The sequence below is a fragment of the Serinicoccus hydrothermalis genome (assembly GCF_001685415.1).
Taxonomy (GTDB): Bacteria; Actinomycetota; Actinomycetes; order Actinomycetales; family Dermatophilaceae; genus Ornithinicoccus; species Ornithinicoccus hydrothermalis.
Window position 1 is genome coordinate 1473176 of sequence record NZ_CP014989.1, and the last position, 20382, is coordinate 1493557.

General features: G+C 73.3%; 17 protein-coding genes and 1 tRNA gene. 9 read left to right on the plus strand and 9 right to left on the minus strand.

What is annotated here, in order from left to right:
* Positions 1 to 17 precede the first annotated feature (17 nt).
* The 4 genes from SGUI_RS06755 to SGUI_RS06770 all read right to left on the minus strand — a co-directional run bounded on the left by SGUI_RS06755 (position 18) and on the right by SGUI_RS06770 (position 3663).
* A complete protein-coding gene (locus SGUI_RS06755) occupies positions 18 to 557 on the minus strand; it encodes an FtsB family cell division protein (protein ID WP_066637921.1) in 540 nt (179 codons plus the stop codon).
* 231 nt (positions 558 to 788) lie between these two features.
* Positions 789 to 2069, minus strand: a complete 1281-nt coding sequence (gene eno / locus SGUI_RS06760) for a phosphopyruvate hydratase (protein WP_066637924.1) — start codon at positions 2067 to 2069, stop codon at positions 789 to 791.
* Between the two features lie 65 nt (positions 2070 to 2134).
* On the minus strand, positions 2135 to 3151 hold the full coding sequence (locus SGUI_RS06765; RefSeq protein ID WP_066637927.1) for a nucleoside triphosphate pyrophosphohydrolase: 1017 nt from the start codon (positions 3149 to 3151) through the stop codon (positions 2135 to 2137).
* Positions 3127 to 3663, minus strand: coding sequence for a hypothetical protein (locus SGUI_RS06770; RefSeq protein WP_066637931.1), 537 nt, complete (start codon positions 3661 to 3663; stop codon positions 3127 to 3129). Before SGUI_RS06770 ends, SGUI_RS06765 begins: the two co-directional genes overlap by 25 nt.
* A gap of 54 nt (positions 3664 to 3717) precedes the next feature.
* Here SGUI_RS06770 and SGUI_RS06775 point away from each other — a divergent pair, with 54 nt between their 5' ends.
* Entirely contained in the window at positions 3718 to 4164 is a 447-nt protein-coding gene (locus SGUI_RS06775; RefSeq protein WP_066637934.1) for a DUF6918 family protein, read from the plus strand.
* A gap of 237 nt (positions 4165 to 4401) precedes the next feature.
* Here the strand turns inward: SGUI_RS06775 and mfd are convergent, their stop codons facing one another.
* A complete protein-coding gene (gene mfd, locus SGUI_RS06780) occupies positions 4402 to 8049 on the minus strand; it encodes a transcription-repair coupling factor (protein ID WP_066637939.1) in 3648 nt (1215 codons plus the stop codon).
* 146 nt (positions 8050 to 8195) lie between these two features.
* On the opposite strand from mfd, the gene SGUI_RS06785 reads away from it, so the two are divergent.
* From SGUI_RS06785 to SGUI_RS06800, 4 genes are all read left to right on the plus strand, one after another.
* Entirely contained in the window at positions 8196 to 10277 is a 2082-nt protein-coding gene (locus tag SGUI_RS06785; protein WP_157621763.1) for a TPM domain-containing protein, read from the plus strand.
* 100 nt (positions 10278 to 10377) lie between these two features.
* Positions 10378 to 11094 (plus strand): PspA/IM30 family protein, encoded by a 717-nt coding sequence (locus SGUI_RS06790; protein ID WP_066637948.1) that lies wholly within the window; start codon positions 10378 to 10380, stop codon positions 11092 to 11094.
* A gap of 50 nt (positions 11095 to 11144) precedes the next feature.
* Complete coding sequence (locus SGUI_RS17375) at positions 11145 to 12797, plus strand: TPM domain-containing protein (RefSeq protein ID WP_066637950.1); 1653 nt, start codon at positions 11145 to 11147, stop codon at positions 12795 to 12797.
* Between the two features lie 40 nt (positions 12798 to 12837).
* On the plus strand, positions 12838 to 13779 hold the full coding sequence (locus SGUI_RS06800; RefSeq protein WP_066637953.1) for a TPM domain-containing protein: 942 nt from the start codon (positions 12838 to 12840) through the stop codon (positions 13777 to 13779).
* Between the two features lie 160 nt (positions 13780 to 13939).
* Here the strand turns inward: SGUI_RS06800 and pth are convergent, their stop codons facing one another.
* The 4 genes from pth to glmU form a co-directional block, all read right to left on the minus strand.
* A complete protein-coding gene (gene pth, locus SGUI_RS06805) occupies positions 13940 to 14539 on the minus strand; it encodes an aminoacyl-tRNA hydrolase (RefSeq protein WP_066637956.1) in 600 nt (199 codons plus the stop codon).
* Between the two features lie 92 nt (positions 14540 to 14631).
* A complete protein-coding gene (locus SGUI_RS06810; protein ID WP_066637959.1) occupies positions 14632 to 15348 on the minus strand; it encodes a 50S ribosomal protein L25/general stress protein Ctc in 717 nt (238 codons plus the stop codon).
* Positions 15349 to 15543: 195 nt separating this feature from the next.
* Positions 15544 to 16524 carry a ribose-phosphate diphosphokinase gene (locus SGUI_RS06815; protein ID WP_066637960.1) on the minus strand — a complete coding sequence of 327 codons (981 nt, stop codon included), beginning with the start codon at positions 16522 to 16524 and terminating at the stop codon, positions 15544 to 15546.
* Entirely contained in the window at positions 16524 to 18059 is a 1536-nt protein-coding gene (gene glmU / locus SGUI_RS06820) for a bifunctional UDP-N-acetylglucosamine diphosphorylase/glucosamine-1-phosphate N-acetyltransferase GlmU (protein ID WP_066637962.1), read from the minus strand. Before glmU ends, SGUI_RS06815 begins: the two co-directional genes overlap by 1 nt.
* A gap of 91 nt (positions 18060 to 18150) precedes the next feature.
* On the opposite strand from glmU, the gene SGUI_RS06825 reads away from it, so the two are divergent.
* The 4 genes from SGUI_RS06825 (at position 18151) to SGUI_RS06840 (ending at position 20304) form a co-directional block, all read left to right on the plus strand.
* A complete protein-coding gene (locus tag SGUI_RS06825; protein ID WP_066637964.1) occupies positions 18151 to 18759 on the plus strand; it encodes a TetR/AcrR family transcriptional regulator in 609 nt (202 codons plus the stop codon).
* Between the two features lie 36 nt (positions 18760 to 18795).
* A tRNA-Gln gene (locus SGUI_RS06830) sits at positions 18796 to 18874 on the plus strand.
* 22 nt (positions 18875 to 18896) lie between these two features.
* The gene (locus SGUI_RS06835; RefSeq protein ID WP_066637967.1) at positions 18897 to 19769 is read left to right on the plus strand and encodes an aldo/keto reductase; all 873 of its coding nucleotides are present in this window, start codon (positions 18897 to 18899) and stop codon (positions 19767 to 19769) included.
* Between the two features lie 37 nt (positions 19770 to 19806).
* Positions 19807 to 20304 (plus strand): MarR family winged helix-turn-helix transcriptional regulator, encoded by a 498-nt coding sequence (locus SGUI_RS06840; RefSeq protein WP_066637969.1) that lies wholly within the window; start codon positions 19807 to 19809, stop codon positions 20302 to 20304.
* Positions 20305 to 20382 lie beyond the last annotated feature (78 nt).

Consider the following 20382-nt stretch of genomic DNA (forward strand, 5'->3'; position numbering starts at 1 on the left):
TCTGGCGGAGCCGCTGCTCACGGCTCCGTGGTTTCGGGGAGCCCCTCGTTCGCGATCTTCACGGATTCCCACACCTGGCCGTACCACGGGCTGTCGGCAATCACGTCGTCGCTCACCGGGGCCATTCCTGGCAGCGTCTCAGTGTAGTCGCTCCCGGTGTCGTCGATGACCGTGAAGGCGGTCTCGCCCTCCTTGACGAAACGCAGCCGCTCACGGGCCTGCTGCTCGACGTAGTCGTCGTCCTCCCAGCGCTCCAGCTCGGTCTCCAGGCCGGCGATCTCGTCCTGCTCGTCCGCGATCTCCTGCTTGAGGGCGCTGATGTCCGCGCGCTGGCGCAGGAAGCCGGACAGCGCCGGGGCCACGACGAGGGCCATGACGACGAGGAGCACCCCGAGGGTGATGAGCCGGCGCACGTGCACCGGCGCCTGCCGCCCGGAGGGCAGGCTCGCCGCCCGCGAGCGGCCACCGGGGCGCGAGGAGGTGCGCCGGGCCGGGGCCGTGGGCCTGCTGCCGGCGCGCGAGGTGCGCCGGTCGCGCGGACCGCGGGCCGTGCTCATGGGTGCTCCTCGGGCGTGCGGGTGGGAGGGGTGTGACGGATGTGGCCAGGGTATGCCGGGGGCCACCCCGCGCGGCGGACGCCGCGCCGGGTGGGGTCCGGAACACCGCCGCGCCACCTCGCTCGCCCCGCGCTTCGTGCCTCTCCCCCCGCGTGCAGACGGGGGAACCGGGAGGAAGCGCGGGGCGGGCCGGTATGCGCGGGGCTCAGAGGTCCGGTGCGAGCCGCAGGCTCAGCCGCGGAAGCGCGGGAAGGCGCCGGCGCCGGCATACACCGCCGCGTCGTCGAGCTCCTCCTCGATGCGCAGCAGCTGGTTGTACTTCGCGACGCGCTCCGAGCGCGCCGGGGCACCGGTCTTGATCTGGCCGCAGTTGGTGGCGACCGCGAGGTCGGCGATGGTGACGTCCTCGGTCTCGCCGGAGCGGTGGCTCATCATGCAGCGGAAGCCGTTGCTCTGGGCCAGGGTGACGGCGTCCAGGGTCTCGGTGAGCGAGCCGATCTGGTTGACCTTGACGAGCAGCGCGTTGCCGGCGCCCTCGGTGATGCCGCGCTGCAGCCGCTCGGGGTTGGTGACGAAGAGGTCGTCGCCGACGAGCTGGACCTTCTCGCCGAGCTGGGCGGTCATCTGCTTCCAGCCCTCCCAGTCGTCCTCGTCCAGCGGGTCCTCGATGGACACGAGCGGGTAGGCGTCGACGAGGTCGGCGTAGTACTTCACCATGTCGGCGGCCTTGCGCTTCTTGCCCTCGAAGGTGTATTTCCCCTTCTCGCAGAACTCGCTCGCGGCCACGTCCAGCGCGAGCGCGATGTCGGACCCGGGGGTGTAGCCGGCCTTCTTGATCGCCTCGACGATGAGGTCGAGCGCGGCGCGGTTGGACTCCAGGTCGGGTGCGAAGCCACCCTCGTCGCCCAGCCCGGTGCTGAGCTTGCGCGCCTTGAGGACCGCCTTGAGCGAGTGGTAGACCTCGGTGCCCCAGCGCAGCGCCTCGCGGAAGCTCGGCGCGCCGATCGGCGCGATCATGAACTCCTGGATGTCGACGTTGGAGTCGGCGTGCGAGCCGCCGTTGAGGATGTTCATCATCGGCACCGGCAGGAGGTGCGCGTTGGGCCCGCCGACGTAGCGGAAGAGCGGCAGCCCGGCGGAGTCCGCGGCCGCCTTGGCGACGGCGAGCGAGACGCCGAGGATGGCGTTGGCGCCGATCTCGCCCTTGTTGTCGGTGCCGTCGGCGGCCAGCATCTCGGTGTCGACGAGCCGCTGCTCGGAGGCGTCGAAGCCCAGCAGCCGCGGCTCGAGGTCGTCCATGACGGCGGCGACGGCGTTCTCGACGCCCTTGCCGAGGTAGCGGCTGGCATCACCGTCGCGCCGCTCCACCGCCTCGAAGGCACCGGTCGAGGCACCGGAGGGGACGGCGGCACGGGCGACGGTGCCGTCGTCCAGGCCGACCTCCACCTCGACGGTGGGGTTGCCTCGGGAGTCGAGGATCTCGCGGGCGATGATGGCATCGATGGCAGCCATGTGCGCTCCTTTCGCGGGGCGTCTGGGGGTCGACCGGCAGCGCTGGCGGTGTGTCGTCGGCCAGCCTAGCGGCGCTGGCGGGCGGCGGTGTCCACCGACCGGAGGGTATGCCGCAGCGCCTGGTCGGCGTCCACGTCCTGCGCGCGCAGCTCCAGGACCGCGCGGAGCAGCGACGCACCGGGGTCGCCGGCGGCCTCGAGCCCGGCCACCTGTTCCTCGAGCCACTGCCCCTCGCCCGCCCGGCCGAGCCGGGAGGCGACCTTGGCGGCGCGGGCGAGAGCGGGCATACCCCTGGGGATGCCGTCCAGCGGGTGTTCGCGCTGCGCCCCATCGGAACCGGCCCGCTCCTGCGCCTTGATCTGGTCCCAGTTGCGCGCGACGTCCGCCGCGCCCGAGACCTGGGTGTCGGCGAAGACGTGCGGGTGCCGGCGGACGAGCTTGGCGACCAGCCCGGCGGCGACGTCGTCGACGTCGAAGGGCTCCTCGTCGTGCTCGGCACCGACCCGGGCGTGGAAGAGCACCTGCAGCAGCACGTCGCCGAGCTCGTCGACCGCGTGCTCCCGCGCGTCCCCGCCGGCGGAGTCGAGCTCGTCCAGGACCTCGGCGGCCTCGTGCGCCTCCTCGACGAGATAGGGCACAAGGCTGGCGTGCGTCTGCTCGGCGTCCCAGGGACAGCCGCCCGGCGAGCGCAGCCGGTCCATGACGGCGACCGCGTCGAGCAGCCGCGCACCGGGCGTGTCCCACGATCCGACGAGCAGCTCCAGCGTGGGCGGGTCCTCCTCGGGCAGCTGCACGGCGAGCGCCTCGGCCAGCCCCGGGTCGCCGTCGGGCGAGCCCACCCAGACGACGATCCCGTCCAGGGCGAGCAGCTCGGCGGCCCGCTCCTGCGGGGTGGCCGACGGCGTGGCGGGCCGCACGGGCACCTCGGCGGCCAGCAGCGCGCGCGGCGTGGGGTCCTGCGGGTCGGCGGCGAGCACGTGGTCGGCCGACCGCAGCGCCTGCCAGGCCGCGGCGGAGAGCAGCCCCGGCGCCACCCGGGGAGAGGTGAGCAGCAGGCTCAGCTCTCGGACGGGCTGATCCACTCGGGCACCTGCGGCAGCACACCGTCACCGGTCGCGCTCCACGACCCGAAGCGGGGGTTGACCTCCACCTCGAGCGAGCCGATGTCCTCCGGGCTGAGAGTCTGCAGCTCGCCGATGACCGGGGCGAGCTCCTCGTCGGCCAGCGCCTCCTGGTCGCCGAGCACGGCGCCGTACTGCTGGAAGGTGACGGCCTGGACCGTCAGGTCGCTGGCCTCCCCCTGGAGCCCGGCCTCGGAGAGCGTGCGGCGCACGTCGTCCTCGGTGACCTCGTAGCTGGTGTCGTTGAAGTAGCGGGTCAGCAGCGGCGCGACCCCGGCCTGGTAGATGACGGTCCCCACGGCCACCGGCTCGGGCGAGACCTCGCTGAGCTGCTCGGCCGCCTCCTGGACCTCGGACACGGAGTAGCCCGTGCCCTCGATGACGACGCCCTCGGTCATCCCGACCCCGCTGCACCCGGAGAGGGCGAGCGCGGCGACCGCGGCGGCGGAGGGGAAGGTGTATGCGCGCTTCACGCCGCTCATCATCGCACGGTGCGGCGGGCCACCGGCCCGTGGCATGCTCGGCGCATGAGCAGGAGCACCCTGAGCACCGCCCTCCTGGACCCGGCGACCCGCCCCCGCGTGGTCGACGCGCTCCTCGTCCTGGCCGACGCCGAGATCTCCACGAAGAAGGGCATCTCCGGCACGATGCTCAAGACGGCCTTCGCGGGGGCGAAGAAGGCCAGCGAGAGCAACGTCCGCAAGGGCATCGACCGGATCCTGCCCGGGATGGCCCGCTCGCTGGACCCACACTACGACGCGAAGGGCGACGTCGCCTTCGGCACCTACCTCTCCGATCCGGCGCGCTCGGGCCAGGTCGCCGACGAGCTGCTCGCGGTCGCCGACTCCGCCGCCACCCGGGTCGAGGGCAACCCGCTGGGCAAGGTGTACTCCTCCTTCCGCGGCAAGGCCAAGGAGCACGTCGTCGCGGCGCTCCCCCGCCTCGGCGCGACGCTGGAGACCTTCGTCCACTGAGCGCATACCCCGGGGCTTCGGCTGCCCGGGACCCGCTGCCCCATCCCGGCGCTCCCCGTCCCGGCACCCCCTGACTCGGGGCCCCCGCCGGACCTGAACACGCTTATTCAGGCGGAGCGCAGGTTATTTCCTACGCTCCGCCTGAATAAGCGTGCTCAGGTACGGGTGTGACTGGGGTGGCGTGCACAGGTATGCCTGGGGCTGGGCTTCCGTGCACAGGTTCCGCGAGTTGAGGGCTCAGCCGGCGCCGACCGGCGCGAAGTCGTCGAGCAGGACGGCGTGGATGAGCTGGGAGGCCCAGTCGAGGATCTCCTGGTCCCGCAGCGGCTTGCCGCCGACCGGGGCGGTCTTCGGCGCGGGGACGAGGATCTGGCGCAGGGCGGGCTTGATGATCGTGCCCTTGTAGACCCGGGTGAGGCGCAGCTGCTGGCTCTCCCTCAGGTTCTCCACCGGCGCGAAGCGCACCACCTTGCCCTGGAGCGCGATGTCGCTGATGCCCGCGGCGCGCGCCACGGTCCGCAGCCGCGCCACCTCGAGCAGCGTGGCCACGGGCGGCGGCGGCGTGCCGTAGCGGTCCACCAGCTCCTCCCGGATCTGCTCCAGCTCGGCCTCTTCGGCGACCTGCGCCAGCTTGCGGTATGCCTCGAGCCGCAGCCGCTCCCCCGGCACGTAGTCGTGCGGCAGGTGGGCGTCGACGGGCAGCTCGATCTTGACCTCCGGCGGCGCCTCCTTGCCCTCGCCCTTGAAGGCCGCGACGGCCTCGCCGACCAGCCGGACGTAGAGGTCGAAGCCCACCCCCTCGATGTGCCCGGACTGCTCGCCGCCGAGCAGGTTGCCGGCGCCACGGATCTCCAGGTCCTTCATCGCGACCGCCATGCCGGCACCGAGGTCGGTGTGGGCGGCGATGGTCTGCAGCCGGTCGACCGCGGTCTCGGTGAGCGGCTTCTCCGGGGGGTAGAGGAAGTAGGCGTAGGCGCGCTCCCGCCCACGGCCCACCCGGCCCCGCAGCTGGTGCAGCTGGGAGAGGCCGAAGGCGTCGGCCCGGTCCACGATGAGCGTGTTGGCGTTGGAGATGTCCAGCCCGGTCTCGACGATCGTCGTGCACACGAGCACGTCGAAGCGCCGCTCCCAGAAGTCGACGACGACCTGCTCCAGCCGGTGCTCGCCCATCTGGCCGTGCGCGGTCTCGATCCGGGCCTCGGGCACCAGGTCGCGCAGGCGGGAGGCGACCTTCTCGATCGAGCTGACCTTGTTGTGCACGAAGAAGACCTGGCCCTCGCGCAGCAGCTCGCGGCGGATGGCCGCGGCGATCTGCTTCTCGTCGTAGCTGCCGACGAAGGTCAGCACCGGGTGCCGCTCCTCCGGCGGCGTGGCCAGGGTCGACATCTCCCGGATGCCGGTGATCGCCATCTCCAGGGTGCGGGGGATGGGCGTGGCCGACATCGCCAGCACGTCGACGTTGGTCCGCAGCGCCTTGAGCTGCTCCTTGTGCTCGACGCCGAAGCGCTGCTCCTCGTCGATGATGACCAGCCCGAGGTCCTTGAAGCGCACCGTCGAGCCGAGCAGCCGGTGGGTGCCGATGACGAGGTCGACCGACCCGTCCGCGATCCCCGCGATGACCTCGCGCGCCTCCTTGTCCGACTGGAAGCGGGACAGCGCCCTGACCACGACGGGGAACTGGGCATACCGCTCGGCGAAGGTCTGCAGGTGCTGCTGCACGAGCAGCGTGGTCGGCACGAGGACCGCGACCTGCTTGCCGTCCTGGATCGCCTTGAAGGCCGCGCGCACCGCGATCTCGGTCTTGCCGTAGCCCACGTCACCGCTGATGAGGCGGTCCATGGGCACGGTCTTCTCCATGTCCTCCTTGACCTCGTCGATCGAGACCAGCTGGTCCGGGGTCTCGGCGTAGGCGAAGGCGTCCTCGAGCTCGCGCTGCCAGGGGCTGTCCGGGCCGAAGGCGTGCCCCTGCGTCGCCTGCCGCGCCGAGTAGAGGCGGATCAGCTCGGCGGCGATCTGCCTGACGTGCCGGCGCGCCCGCGACTTGGTCTTCTGCCAGTCCGCGCCCCCGAGCCGGTGCAGCGTGGGGGCCTCGCCGCCGACGTACTTCGTCAGCTGGTCCAGCTGGTCGGTCGGGAGGAAGAGCCGGTCACCGGGCTGGCCCCGCTTGGAGGCGGCGTACTCCAGCACGACGTACTCCCGGGTCGCGCCCTGCACCTGCCGCTGCGCCATCTCGACGAAACGCCCGACGCCGTGCTGCTCGTGCACGACGAAGTCGCCCGGGCGCAGCTGCAGCGGGTCCACCTGCTGGCGGCGGCGCGAGGGCATGCGCCGCATGTCCTTGGTGCTGCCGCCGGCACCCTGGTTGCCGGTGAGGTCGGTCTCGCCGAGCAGCACGAGCCCGTCGTCGTCCAGCACGAAGCCCCGCCCGACGCGGCCGGTCGTCACGAGCACCCGCTGCGGGTCGACCGTCTCCGGCAGCCCGTCGGCCCCGTCGTGGACGCGGTTCGGCACCTCCCGCTCGGCGAGCACCTCGCCGACGCGACGCGCCAGCCCGGCCCCGTCGAGCGCGAGCACGACCGGTCGCCCCTGCTCCAGCCAGCCGCGCAGGTCGGCGGTCAGCGCGTCGACGTCGCTGCGGTATGCCGCCGCCGGGGTCGAGGGCACGCTCACCACGGGCACCCGGTCCGTCCCCTCGTCCTCGTCCTCGGCGGCCGCCTCGTCGCCCTCGACGAACTCCTCCAGGGACTCGTCCGCGGCGAAGGCGGACACGCTCCACCACGGCACCCCGGCGTCGAGGGCGTGCCGGCGCATGTCGGCCAACGACCAGGACGAGGCCGTGCCGAGCAGCTGCTGCAGGTCGATGGGGACGGCGGCCCCGCCGCCCGCGGCGGCGGCCCACCCGGCCTGCATGAACTCCTCGCTGGTGCGCACCAGGTCGTGCGCCCGGGTCCGCACCCGCTCGGGGTCGAGCACGACGACCCGCGCGGCCTCGGGCAGCACGTCGACCAGGGTCTCCATGCCGTCCACGAGGGCCGGCGCCAGCGACTCCATGCCCTCGACGGCGATGCCCTCGGCGATCTTGGCGAGCAGGTCGCCCGCACCGGGGAGGGTGTCCACCAGCTCGGCGGCCCGCGCACGCACGGCGTCGGTGAGCAGCACCTCGCGGCACGGCGGGGCATACAGCCCGTGCCCGGCGATCTCCAGGCTGCGCTGGTCGGCGACCTTGAACCAGCGCACCTCCTCCACGGTGTCGCCCCAGAACTCGACGCGCACCGGGTGCTCCTCGGTGGGCGGGAAGACGTCGAGGATGCCGCCGCGCACCGCGAACTCGCCGCGGCGCTCGACCATGTCGACCCGGGTGTATGCCGCGGCCGCCAGCGCCTCGACCACCTCGGTCGGCGGGCGCTCGTCGCCGGCGGCGAGCCGGACCGGCACGAGGTCGCCGAGCCCCTGGACGAGGGGCTGCAGCAGGGCGCGCACGCTGGCGACGACGACCTGCACCGGCCCGGCGAGCGGGTCCTCGCCGGTGCGGTCCGGGTGGGCGAGCCGGCGCAGCGTGGCCAGGCGGTGCCCGACGGTGTAGGAGCGCGGGCTGAGCCGCTCGTGGGGCAGGGTCTCCCAGCTCGGGAAGCCGGCGACCACGTCCGGCCCCTGCGGGAGCAGCTCGCCGAGCATGCCCACGAGGTCGTCCGCCTCCCGCCCGGTCGCCGTCACCGCCAGGACCGGGCCCGAGCCCTCGGCGGAGGCCAGCAGGGCCACCAAGCTCGGGTGCAGCCCGGGGGCGGCGGAGACCTCCAGGGCGGGCATACCGGCCGCGGCGGACTCCAGCACGGAGGAGACCTGCGCCTGGGGGCGCAGGGCGGCGAGCAGCGGGGCGAGCGACATGGGGGCAGACCTCGGGTGACGGGGGTGAGAGGGGGTCTGCTCCCAGTCTAGGTCGGCCCGCCGACAGACCTGGCCCCGCGCTGCGCGGACCGGCGGGCGCCGGACCCGGGGTGGCGCGGAGCCGGGCGGTCGGGCAGGATCGCGACGTGAGTCAGTCGACACATCGCGCGGGGGCGGTGCGCCGCGGACCCTTCCGCCACGCCCTGACCGCCGCTGCCGCAGCAGCCGTCCTGACCGCCGTGGCCCTGCCGGCCACGGCGGAGGAGCCCTCCTACCTCGAGGACACGATCTACGACCCTGCGGACGCGCTCACCGACGCCGAGGAGCAGGCCGCCCTCGAGCAGATCGAGGAGCTGCGCGACGAGACCGGGCTGCAGCTCTTCGTCGCCTACGTCGACACTTTCACCGACACCTCGGGGGCGAGCATCGGCGGGGAGGAGTGGGCCCGGCTCACCTCCGACGAGTCCGGCATGGGGGCGGGCGACCTGCTCCTGGCGGTGGCCGTCGACCAGCGCGCCTACGGAGTCGGCGACGCCGGTCAGAGCCTCACCGACGCCCAGCTGCAGACGGTGCAGCTCGACGACATCGAGCCGCGCCTGGCCGAGGACGACTGGGCCGGTGCCGTCCAGGGCGCGACGGAGGGCTTCGCCCGGGAGTATGCCGCTGGCCCCTCCTCGGGCGGGGTGAGCGTGCCGGACGGGGAGGACGTCCACGCCCGGTCCGAGGGCGGCCTCGGTGGCGCCTTCCCCCTGCTGCTCCTCGCGCCCTTCGTCATCGGTGGCGTCGGGATGATCGCCGGGCGCCGCAAGCGCAGGCCCGACCCGGGCGCGGAGGTGCCGCCGCAGGCCCAGGGGGCGAGCCTGCCCGAGCTGCAGCGGGAGGCCTCCGAGGCCCTCGTCGCGATGGACAACGCCGTCCGCTCGGCCTGGGAGGAGCTCGACTTCGCGCAGGCGCAGTTCGGGACCCAGCAGACCCAGGCCTTCACGCAGGCGCTCTCCCGGGCCCGGGCCGCCGCCCAGGAGGCGTTCTCGCTGCGCCAGCAGCTGGACGACGACGACGAGGAGGCGGAGAGCGTGCAGCGGGCCATGCTGGGCCGCATCCTGGAGCTGACCGGACGGTCCCGGCAGGAGCTGGACGCGCAGACCGAGGAGTTCGCGCGGCTGCGCTCGCTCCAGGACCGGGCGCCGCAGTTCCTCGCCGAGCTGGAGACCCGGGCCGCCGAGACCCGCGACCGGCTCCCGGCCGCCGAGCAGGAGCTGCGCGGTCTGCGCGCCCGGCACCCCGAGCGGGCGCTGGCCACGGTGCGGGCCAACCTCGAGCGGGCCACCAACCTGCTGGACTCCGCCGACGGCTTCGTCACCGCCGGCCGGCAGTCGGTGGAGCGGGACGACCGGGCCTCGGCCGTCGCGGCCGCCCGGGCCGCCGAGGAGTCGATCGGCCAGGCGGCCACGCTGCTGGACCAGATCGCCAGCGCCGACGCGGACCTGCGCGGCGCGCAGGAGGAGATCGCCAAGGGCATCGCCTCGCTGTCCGCCGACCTGCAGGACGCCCGTCCGCACCAGGGCGAGCCCACGATCGCCCAGGCCGTGGAGCGGGCCCGCGCGGCGATCGAGCAGGCGCAGGGCAGCACCGGCGGGGGTGACCCGCTGCGGGCGCTGGCCGACCTCGACGCCGCGGAGCACGCCCTCGACACGCTGCTCGAGCCGATGCGCGAGGCGCAACGTCACCAGGACAAGCTGCGCGGCGACTTCGAGGCACGCGTCAGCCGGGTCGGCGCCCGGCTGCAGAGCATCAACCAGACCGTGTCCACCGCCCGTGGTGCGGTGAGCAGCTCGGCGCGGACCCGGATCTCCGAGGCGCTGCGGCTCTACGACCAGGCGGTCGCCACCGCCTCGGAGGAGCCCACGGCCGCCATGGACCTGCTCACCCGCGCCGAGCAGCTCGGCGAGCGGGCCCTCACCGAGGCGCAGCGCGACACCGACCACTGGGGCAGCGGCTCCGGGGGCCTCGGCACCCCCTACTCGCGGGGCCGCTCCCGCGGCATCGACCCGTGGTCGGTGATCCTCGGGGGCATCCTCTCCGGTGCCGGCAGCTCGCACCGGCACAGCGGCGGATGGGGTGGAGGCGGCTTCGGCGGAGGCGGGGGCTTCGGCGGGGGTGGCGGCGGCTTCAGCGGTGGCGGCTTCGGCGGAGGAGGAGGGGGGAACTTCTCGGGCGGCCGCTTCTGAGCGACCGGGCCCGGCGCAACCGGGGGTGGCGCCGGCACGTCATACCCTCGACACCTGACCAGCAGGACCCGCGACGTCGCGGGCGGAGAAAGGACACCACATGACCCAGAAGCAGACGATCATCGGCCGCGTCAGCCAGCTCGCGCGGGCCAACATCAACGCGCTGCTGGACCGCGCGGAGGACCCGGAGAAGATGCTGGACCAGCTGGTCCGGGACTACTCCAACTCCATCGCCGAGGCGGAGGAGGCGGTGGCGCAGACCATCGCCAACGTCCGCATGGCCGAGGCCGACCTGCAGACCGACCGCGACGCGGCCGCCGAGTGGGGGCGCAAGGCCGCCGCCGCCTCGGCCAAGGCCGAGGAGATGCGCGGCGCGGGCGACCCGGACGGCGCCTACAAGTTCGACAACCTCGCCCGGGTGGCGCTGGGCCGCCAGATCCAGCACGAGAACGACGTCCGCAGCGCCGAGCCGACGATCGCCCAGCAGAACGAGACCGTCGAGCAGCTCAAGGGCGGGCTGGTGACGATGAAGACCAAGCTCGAGGACCTCAAGGCTCGCCGCGGCACCCTCGTCGCCCGGGCCCGCTCGGTCGAGGCCCAGGAGAAGGTCCAGGACGCCATGTCCTCGATCGACGTCATGGACCCGAGCAGCGACCTGGCCCGCTGGGAGGACAACATCCGCAAGCAGGAGGCGATGGTCGCGGGGCGCGCGGAGGCGCAGTCGGCCAGCCTGGAGGACCAGTTCGCCGAGCTGGAGAGCAGCGACGGCGACGCCGAGATCGAGGCCCGGCTGCAGCAGCTCAAGAGCCAGGGCTGAGCCGGGAGAGGCGACCCGGGGGGGGGGGGGGGGGGGGGGGGGGGGACGAGGTGCGACTCCGTGCCGCGCTGGTCGCTGCTGTCCTGGGCCTCGGGCTCGGGACGGCGGCGGCCATCGCCACACCACCGCTGGACGAGGTCGACGCCGTCGTCGACGAGTCTGGCGTGCTCAGCGAGGCGCAGACCACCGAGGTCGAGGCCGCGATCGACGCGCTCGCGGACGAGCACGACATCGACCTGCACGTGGTCTTCGTGGACAGCTTCGACGGCTACGTCGGCCCGGAGTGGGCCGACCAGACCTTCGACCGGGCCGGTCTCGGCGAGGGTGACGTCCTGCTCGCCGTCGCCGTCGAGGACCGGCGCTACGGGTATGTCGAGGAGACCCCCATCCGGGCCGGTGAGGCCGAGCGGGTGGCCGTGGACCTCGTCGAGCCCGAGCTGCGGCAGGAGGACTGGGACGGGGCCGCGGTCGCCGCCGCGGAGGGCTTCGGCGAGGCGTTCCGTCCCTTCAACTGGTGGATCTTCGGCGGCATCGGGGCCGCCGTCGCGGGCTTCTTCGCCGCCGTGGGTGGCGCGATCTTCGGGCCGAGGGTGCGGCGCGACCGGAGCGCCCGGCGCCGCCGCCGGGACGCGGTCTTCACCGAGCGTCCCGCGCTGGTCGAGCTCATGACCGGCGCGCGTGAGCTCGCGGACCGGTCCGAGCAGGAGCAGGAGTTCGTGACGGTCCAGCTGGGCGAGGCGGAGGCGGAGCGGCTGCGGATCGCCCGCACCGAGGGCCTGTCCGCCCTGGACAGCGGCGTGACGTCCCTCGCCGAGGTCCCCCAGGAGCAGCCGCGACGCCTTCCGAAGCACGAGACGCTGTGGGCCTGGGAGCGCTCGCTGGAGTCGGCGCGTCAGGACCTGGAGACGTCGCACACGGTGCTCTCCTCCGCCCTGGACCGGGTCGACGTGGCCCGCACCCTGCAGCGGGACACCTCCCGGTTGGACGACCTCGCCTCGACCGTGGCCGCCCAGCTCGACCGCGCCGCGACGATAGAGCAGGGCCTGGCCACGCTGTCCGGGTCACCGTGGCTGCACCAGCACGTCGCCGGGCTCGTCGAGCATGCGCGCACCGCGCTCCGGGTGGCGGGCTCGGCCCACGAGCACGGTGTGGCGCTGCTCGCGCAGGGCACGCCGGGTGACGCGGCGCAGGAGCTGCTCAGCGGCGAGGGTGCGCGCGCGAAGGCCGACGGTCTGCTGGACCGCGCCGAGGACCCCGCTGCCGAGCTGGCCGCAGCGCTCGAGGAGATCGCCCCCGAGGAGAAGGCCCTGCGCGCGGCGCTCGCCGAGGCCGAGCAGCAGCAGCTCAAGCTCGACGACTACACCCGTCGGGCCAACCGGCTGGGTCTGCAGGAGCGGCTCGGTCGGGTCGACCCCGCCCGCATCGGCCAGGCCGTCACCGACGGCGCGGCCGCGCTCCGGGCCCACCCGGAGGACCCGCCCGCCCGTGCGGCGGGGCTCAGCGCCGCGTCGGCCGAGCTGAGGGCGGCGGTGGCCCCGGTGCTGTCGCTGGCCGTCATCATCGAGGCGGCCAGCGCCTCCTCCGGGAGCTCCTCGGGCAGCAGCTCACGGCGCTCCTACTCCAGCCGCTCCTCCGGCCGCTCGTCCTCACGGAGCTCCTCCTCACGCAGCTCGTCGCGCAGCCGGGGCGGGGGACGCTTCTGATGCCTCGTCGCCGAGCACCGCACCTGGCCGGGCCGCGACCGTGACCCGCCGCCGCGCGGGGAGGGTCGCCGCCGCGCTCCTCGCCGCCGGTCTGTGCGGTGCGGCGCTCGTCCCATCCTCCCCTCTCACCGCGGTGGCGCAGGAGCCCTTCGACCTGCCCGGCGAGCTGGTCGATCAGGCCGAGGTGCTCGGCGACACCAGCGAGCTGGTCGCCGACCAGGACGCCTTCGCGGGGCGCACCGGCCTGCAGCTCTTCGTCGTGGTCGTCGACGACTTCGAGGGCAGCAGCGCCTCGGGCTGGCTGGAGCGGACCGCCGGCCTCTCCGGGCTGGGTGAGCAGGACCTCGCGGTGGCCGTCTCGGTCGACGACGCCGACGCGGCGGTCCGGGTCCCGGAGGGCAGCCGGCTGCGGCCCGGCGAGGTCGGCTCGGTGGTCGATCAGGTCGTCGCGCAGGCGCGCGCCCGCGACCCCCAGGGCGCCGTGGACACCGCGGTCACCGGCCTCACGGCGCTGGACCCCGTCGACCCGGCGCAGCGGGCGCGCGCGATCGCGGCGTGGACCGTGGGCATACTCCTGGCCCTGGCGGTGCTCCTGGCCGGCGCACTGTGGTGGCGTCGCCGTCGGGCACGGGCTCGGCCCCTCGCCGACGCGGGCCGGCGCGCGGAGGAGCTCAGCGCGCAGCTGGGCGCGGACGTCGTCGCCCTGGACCAGGAGCTCGAGGACACCCGGCTGCGGGTCGAGCTCGCCGGCGCTGACGCCGATGCCGCCGCCACGGCGCAGGCGCGCAGCGAGCTCGCGGCGGGCGAGCTGGAGGCGCTCGACGTGCACCGCGCCCGGGCCGACCTGTCGATCGGCCCGACCGACGACCCCACCTGGCGGCGACCGGTCACCGAGGTCGTCACCGAGCTGGAGCGGCTCCGCGGCCTCGCCGCCTCCGCCCGCGGGCACCTCGCCGACGCCCGGGACGCCCTCCCCCGGTGACCTCCCGGCCCCCCCGGCCGGAGTGCGGTCACCTTCCTGCAACCTCCATCACGCTAGAGGGTGATGGAGGTTGCAGAAGGGTGACCGCACTCTGGGGTATGCCCGGGGTATGCCCGGGGGCTGGCACCGCGCCAGGCGGACCGAAGGCCTGTCCGGTCGCTCAGCGGACGTGGAAGCGCTGCTGGGTCGCCTCGAGGCCGCGCTGGGCCAGGTGGACGACGGCGTCCTCCGCGTCGCCGATGAGCAGCTCGACCTCGGTCCGGTCCCGGGCGGGGAAGTCGGAGAGCACGTAGTCCGCCGGGTCCTGCCGACCGGGCGGGCGGCCGATTCCGAGGCGGACCCGCAGGTAGTCGCGGCTGCCGAGGGACTGGCTGATGGAGCGCAGACCGTTGTGCCCGCCCTCGCCACCACCGCGCTTGAGCCGCACCTGCCCCGGCTCGATGTCGAGCTCGTCGTGGACGACGATCACCTGCTCGACCGGCACCTTGTAGAACTTCGCCAGCCCGGAGACCGGCCCCCCGGAGACGTTCATGTAGGTCATCGGCCGGGCGAGCACGGCGCGGGGACCGGGCAGCCCACCGGGCAGGGTCCCGAGGCGCACCTCGGCCGCCCACGCCCGGCCCGCCTTGTGCTCACGCAGGGTGGCGCCCGCCGAGGCCGCCATCGCCTCGACCACCATCGCGCCGATGTTGTGCCGGTTGCCGGCATAGCGCGGCCCGGGGTTGCCCAGGCCGACCACGAGCCACGGGTCCTCGCTCATCGTTCCTCCTCACGCGGCGTGGCCGCGCCCGGGAGCACCCGGACGCGGCCACGTCACGATCACACTGCGAGCGGGCGTGAGCCCGCGGCGGATCAGTCGTCCTTGTTCTCGGCGTCCTCGCCACCCTCGGCGTCGCCCTCGGACTCGCCGCCCTCGGACTCGCCGCCCTCGGCGTCCTCGCCCTCGGCGGCCTCGTCCTCGTCGGACTCCTCCTGCTCGATGCCGGCCTCGGCCTCGGCCTCGGCGAGCTCGGCCTCCAGGGCCTCCTCGGAGAGCTGCTGCGAGACGTTGACGACCAGAGCCTCCGGGTCGGTGACCAGGGTGACGCCGGAGGGCAGCTCGACCTCGCCGGCGAGGATCTGGGTGCCGGCCTCCAGGCCCTCGACGGACACGACGATCCACTCGGGGATGCTCGTGATCGGGGCCTCGACCTCGAGGGTGTTGTAATCGGTGGTGACGACGGTCTCCGCCGCGGCCTCGCCCTCGACGTGGACACCGACCTCGACGGTGACCTTCTCGCCGGCGCGGACGACGACGAGGTCGACGTGCTCGATGAAGCGCTTGATCGGGTCGCGCTGCACGTCCTTGGCCAGGGCCATGTGCGACTCACCCTCGACGTCCAGGGTCAGGACGGCGTTGGTGTGGCGCAGCGCCAGCATCGCCTCGTGGCCCGGCAGGGAGAGGTGCATCGGCGGGGTGCCGTGGCCGTAGAGGACGGCGGGCACCTTGTCGGCGCGGCGGATGCGGCGGGCGGCGCCCTTGCCGAACTCGGTGCGCTTCTCGGCGGAGATCGTGAGCTGGTCAGCCATGAGGGTGAGACCTTCTTTGCGGGTATGCGGTGTGCAGGGTCAGGCCTCGACGCGGGGCACCGCGCGGGGCGGCGTCAGCCGCGAGCTCTTCGTCGATGACGGACACCGTGCAGCGTCCCTCGCCGAGGCAACGCCGGCCAGTCTATCGCCCGCGCCCGTGGGGCACGAAATCCCGGTCCTCGCCGGACCTCGGGCTCAGGCGCGGCCCTCGAACATCGAGGTGACCGAGCCGTCCTCGAAGACCTCGCGGATCGCCCGGCTGATGAGCGGCGCGATCGAGAGCTGGGTGAGCTTGTCCATCGCCAGCGCCTCCTCCGAGAGCGGCAGCGTGTTGGTGACGACGACCTCGGTGGCCACGGAGTTCGTGAGCCGCTCGACCGCGGGCTCGGAGAAGATCGCGTGGGTGGCGGCGATGACGACCTCGTTGGCGCCGTCCTTCATGAGCGCCTCCGCGGCCTGGCAGATCGTGCCGCCGGAGTCGATCATGTCGTCGACGAGGATGCAGGTGCGGCCCTCGACCTCGCCGACGACCCGGTTGGCCACCGACTCGTTGGGGCGGGTGACGTCGCGGGTCTTGTGGATGAAGGCCAGCGGCACCCCGCCGAGCTTGTTGCTCCACCACTCGGCGACCTTGATCCGCCCGGCGTCCGGGGAGACGACCGCGAGCTTGCGGTCGCCGTAATTCTCCTTGATGTGCTTGGACAGGATCGGCGTCGCCATGAGGTGGTCCACCGGCCCGTCGAAGAAGCCCTGGATCTGTGCGGTGTGCAGGTCGACGGTGAGCAGACGGTCGGCGCCCGCGGTCTTGAACATGTCGGCGATGAGCCTCGCCGAGATCGGCTCCCGGCCCCGGTGCTTCTTGTCCTGACGGGCATACCCGTAGAACGGGAGCACGACGGTGATCCGCTTGGCCGAGCCGCGCTTGAGCGCGTCGACCATGATGAGCTGCTCCATGATCCACTCGTTGACCGGCGCGGTGTGGCTCTGGATGACGAAGGCGTCGCAGCCGCGGACCGACTCGTCGAAGCGGACGTAGATCTCGCTGTTGGCGAAGGTGTGCGCCTGCATCGGGACCAGGTCGGTGCCCAGCTCTTCCGCCACCTCGTCGGCGAGCGCGGGGTGCGCCCGCCCGGAGAAGACCATGAGGTTCTTCTCGGTGGTCTTGTGGATGCCCATCAGCTCTCCTGCGTGGTCGTGTCGTCCGGGACGTTCGCGCTCTCGGGTATGCCCTCGCCGCCGTCGTCGCCCGTGCTCGCCTCCTGCGCGGCCTGCGCCGCCTCGGCGGTCCTCGTGCCCGCGCGGCGGCGCGCGACCCACCCGTCGACGTTGCGCTGCCGGGCCCGGGCGACCCCGATCTGGCCGGGCTCGACCCGGCCCTCGATCGTGGAGCCGGCGGCGACGTAGGCACCGTCGGCGATCTCGACGGGCGCGACGAGCACCGAGTCCGAGCCGACGAAGCTGTGCCGTCCGACGGTCGTGTGGTGCTTGGCCACCCCGTCGTAGTTGGCGAAGATCGTGCCGGCCCCGATGTTGGCGCCTTCCCCGATCGTCGCGTCGCCGCAGTAGGTGAGGTGCGGGACCTTGGCCCCCGGCCCGATGTCGGCGTTCTTGGTCTCGACGAAACCGCCGATCTTGCCGCCCTCGCCGAGCACCGTGCCCGGGCGCAGGTAGGAGAACGGGCCGACCGTGGCACGCGGGCCGATGAGCGCGTGCTCGGCCTGGGTGCGCACCACGCTGGCGCCGTCCCCGATCTCGCAGTCGCTGACCGTGGTGTCCGGGCCGATCGTGGCCTCCGCGCCGATGGTCGTGGCACCGAGGATCTGGGTGCCGGGCCGGACGACGGTGTCCTGGCCGATGGACACGTCGGCGTCGACCCACGTCGTCGCGGGGTCGACCACGATGACGCCGTCACGCATGTGCTGCTCGACGACCCGGCGGTTGAGCTCCTTGCCGAGCGCGGCGAGCTGCACCTTGTCGTTGACGCCCTCGGTCTGCATGAGGTCGGTGACCGGGTGGGCCACGACGGCGCGGCCCTCCTCGCGGGCGATCTTGATGACGTCGGTGAGGTACTTCTCGCCCTGCTCGTTGGCCTGCCCCACCTGCTCCAGCGCGCGGCGCAGCACCTCGACGTCGAAGGCGTAGATGCCGGCGTTGAACTCCCGGATGTCCACCACGTGGGAGTAGTCCGGGTCCCCCGCCTCCCGGCGCCGGACCGCGTCCTTGAACTCCATGATCTCGGCCAGCTCGCCGTCGGCGTCGCGCACCACGCGGCCGTAGCTGCCGGCGTCGTCCACCACGGCGGAGAGCAGGGTGACCGCCGAGCCCCGCTCCTCGTGCACCCGGGTGAGCTCGCGCAGGGTCTCCCCCGCGAGCAGCGGCACGTCGCCCATGGTGACCAGCACCGTCCCGGTGAGCCCGTCGGGCAGCGCGGCGAGCCCGCACTCGCAGGCGCGGCCGGTGCCGGGCACCTCGTCCTGGTCTGCGACGATCGCGCTCTGGTCGAGCTCGGCGACGTGCGCGGCGACCCGCTCCCGCTCGTGCCGCACGACGACGGCGAGGTGCTGCGGGGAGGCCTGGCGGGCGGCATACATCGCGTGCCCGAGGAGGGATCGGCCACCGATGCGGTGCAGCACCTTGGGGATGGAGCTCTTCATCCGGGTGCCCTGCCCGGCGGCGAGGATGATGACGGCTGCGGGGTGGTGGGACGTCACGGGTCCGACTGTACCTGTGCGGGATCGGGCCGCGACCCGGCCTTGGCATGATGGGGGCGTGAGCTCCAGCGCGAAGACCTCCCGACACCGGATGACCGGCCCGCAGCGGCGGCAGCAGCTGATCGAGGTGGGGCGGTCGCTGTTCGCCGAGCGGGGCTTCGAGGGCAGCAGCGTGGAGCAGATCTCCGAGGCGGCCGGAGTGTCCAAGCCGGTGATCTACGAGCACTTCGGCGGCAAAGAGGGGTTGTATGCCGTCGTCGTCGACCGCGAGATCCAGGCCCTGCTCGGGCAGATCACCGACGCGCTCACCGAGCACGAGGGCAACGCGCGGGCGCTGCTCGAGGCGGCGGCGATGGCGCTGCTGGACTACATCGACCACTCGACCGACGGTTTCCGCATCCTCGTGCGGGACAGCCCGCCCGGGCAGTCGACCGGTTCCTTCGCCTCGCTCATCAGCGACATCGCGACCCAGGTCGAGCACATCCTCGCCGCGGAGTTCCGGCGCCGGCGGCTGGACCCCAAGACCGCCCCGCTGTATGCCCAGATGCTCGTCGGCATGGTCGCGATCCCCGGTGGCTGGTGGCTCGACTCGCGCAAGATGAAGAAGGACGACGTCGCCGCGCACCTGGTCAACCTCGCGTGGAACGGCCTCGCCGGCATGGAGGCCCGTCCGACGCTGCGGACCAGGGCCAAGAGCTGAGCCCGGCCGTTAGGCTGGCGGGGTGCTGCGGCACGTTCCCCGGTTGCTCTGCTGGTAGGGGCCGCCTGACTTTGAATCAGGATTAGCGACGCAGGTTCGATTCCTGCCCGGGGAGCCCACCGCCTAGGGTCGTCGGAATGCAGACCCGTCGCCTCGGCCCGTTCACCGTCTCCGCCATCGGCCTGGGGGCGATGCCGTTCTCGCTCGGCAAGGACCCGCAGCCCAGCGAGGAGCAGGCGATCGCCACGGTGCACGCCGCTCTCGACGCGGGGGTGACCTACGTCGACACGGCCGACATCTACGCTCCCAGCTGGGACCAGATGGGGCACAACGAGCGGGTCATCGCGAAGGCGCTCCAGGGCTACGGCGACACCAGCCACGTCGTCGTCGGCACCAAGGGCGGCATCACCCGCGCCGAGGGCGAGCAGTGGGGTCGCGACGGGTCACCGGCATACCTGAGGGGTGCCGTCGAGGCCTCGCTGCGCGCGCTGGAGGTCGAGACCATCGACCTCTACCAGTGGCACCGCCCCGACCGCTGGCGGGTCTACGGAGAGGTGATCCAGACCTTCAAGGAGCTGCAGGACGAGGGCAAGATCAGGGCTGTCGGCATCTCCAACGCCGACGTCGAGGAGATCGAGGTGGCGCTGGAGGTGCTCGGCGAGGGCGGGCTGGCCTCGGTGCAGAACGAGTTCTCCCCGCGCTTCCGCTCCAGCCGCGACGAGCTCGAGATGTGCGGTGAGCACGGGATCGCCTTCCTCCCCTGGAGCCCGCTCGGCGGCACCGGGTCGGCGAGCGACGTCGGGGTGACCTACCCCGCCTTCCACGAGATCGGCACTGAGCGCGGCGTGAGCCCGCAGCAGGTGGTGCTCGCCTGGGAGCTGAGCCTGGGCGAGCACGTCATCCCGATCCCCGGCGCCAGCCGGCCGGAGTCGATCACCGACTCGGTGCGCGCCGCCGACCTGCAGCTGACCCGGGACGAGCTCGACCGGATCGAGGGTCAGTTCCGCTGATTCACCCCCTCTTGGGTCCTCGCCTACTGTGGGAGGCATGAGCCAGGGACCGGACGACGAGGTGGATCGCATCGTCGCGGCCTGGGGGCGCGAGCGCCCGGACCTGGACGTCACCCCGCTGGAGGTGCTCTCCCGGGTCTCCCGCCTGTCCAGGCATCTCGACCTGTCCCGACGGCACGCATTCAGCACCCACGAGCTGGAGTCGTGGGAGTTCGACGTGCTCTCGGCCCTGCGCCGCGCCGGTGAGCCCTACGAGCTGACTCCCACCCAGCTGGTGCGGCAGACCCTGGTCACCAGCGGCACGATGACCAACCGCCTCGCGCGGCTGGAGGGACGCGGCTTCGTGGACCGCGCTGCGTCCGCGGCGGACCAGCGCTCCAAGCTGGTGCGGCTGACCGCCGAGGGTCGGGACGTCGTGGACGCGGCCCTGGCCGACCTGGTGACCGACGAGCGACGGCTGCTGCAGGGACTCTCACCGCAGCGTCAGACCGAGCTCGCCCAGCTCCTCAAGGGGCTGCTCGCGCCGTTCGACTGACGCCCGATGGGGGTCGAGCCAACCACGCGCGACGCCCGATGGGGACGTGGTCAGAGAAGTGTTGACTGAACGTTCAGT

Bases quoted from the DNA above. Each gene is read 5' to 3' on its own strand.
- SGUI_RS06755 (WP_066637921.1), bottom strand. From the start codon at position 557: ATGAGCACGGCCCGCGGTCCGCGCGACCGGCGCACCTCGCGCGCCGGC.
- SGUI_RS06825 (WP_066637964.1), top strand. From the start codon at position 18,151: ATGACCGGCCCGCAGCGGCGGCAGCAGCTGATCGAGGTGGGGCGGTCG.
- SGUI_RS06835 (WP_066637967.1), top strand. From the start codon at position 18,897: ATGCAGACCCGTCGCCTCGGCCCGTTCACCGTCTCCGCCATCGGCCTG.
- SGUI_RS06840 (WP_066637969.1), top strand. From the start codon at position 19,807: ATGAGCCAGGGACCGGACGACGAGGTGGATCGCATCGTCGCGGCCTGG.
- eno (WP_066637924.1), bottom strand. From the start codon at position 2,069: ATGGCTGCCATCGATGCCATCATCGCCCGCGAGATCCTCGACTCCCGA.
- pth (WP_066637956.1), bottom strand. From the start codon at position 14,539: ATGAGCGAGGACCCGTGGCTCGTGGTCGGCCTGGGCAACCCCGGGCCG.
- SGUI_RS06815 (WP_066637960.1), bottom strand. From the start codon at position 16,524: ATGGGCATCCACAAGACCACCGAGAAGAACCTCATGGTCTTCTCCGGG.
- SGUI_RS06810 (WP_066637959.1), bottom strand. From the start codon at position 15,348: ATGGCTGACCAGCTCACGATCTCCGCCGAGAAGCGCACCGAGTTCGGC.
- SGUI_RS06790 (WP_066637948.1), top strand. From the start codon at position 10,378: ATGACCCAGAAGCAGACGATCATCGGCCGCGTCAGCCAGCTCGCGCGG.
- SGUI_RS06775 (WP_066637934.1), top strand. From the start codon at position 3,718: ATGAGCAGGAGCACCCTGAGCACCGCCCTCCTGGACCCGGCGACCCGC.
- mfd (WP_066637939.1), bottom strand. From the start codon at position 8,049: ATGTCGCTCGCCCCGCTGCTCGCCGCCCTGCGCCCCCAGGCGCAGGTC.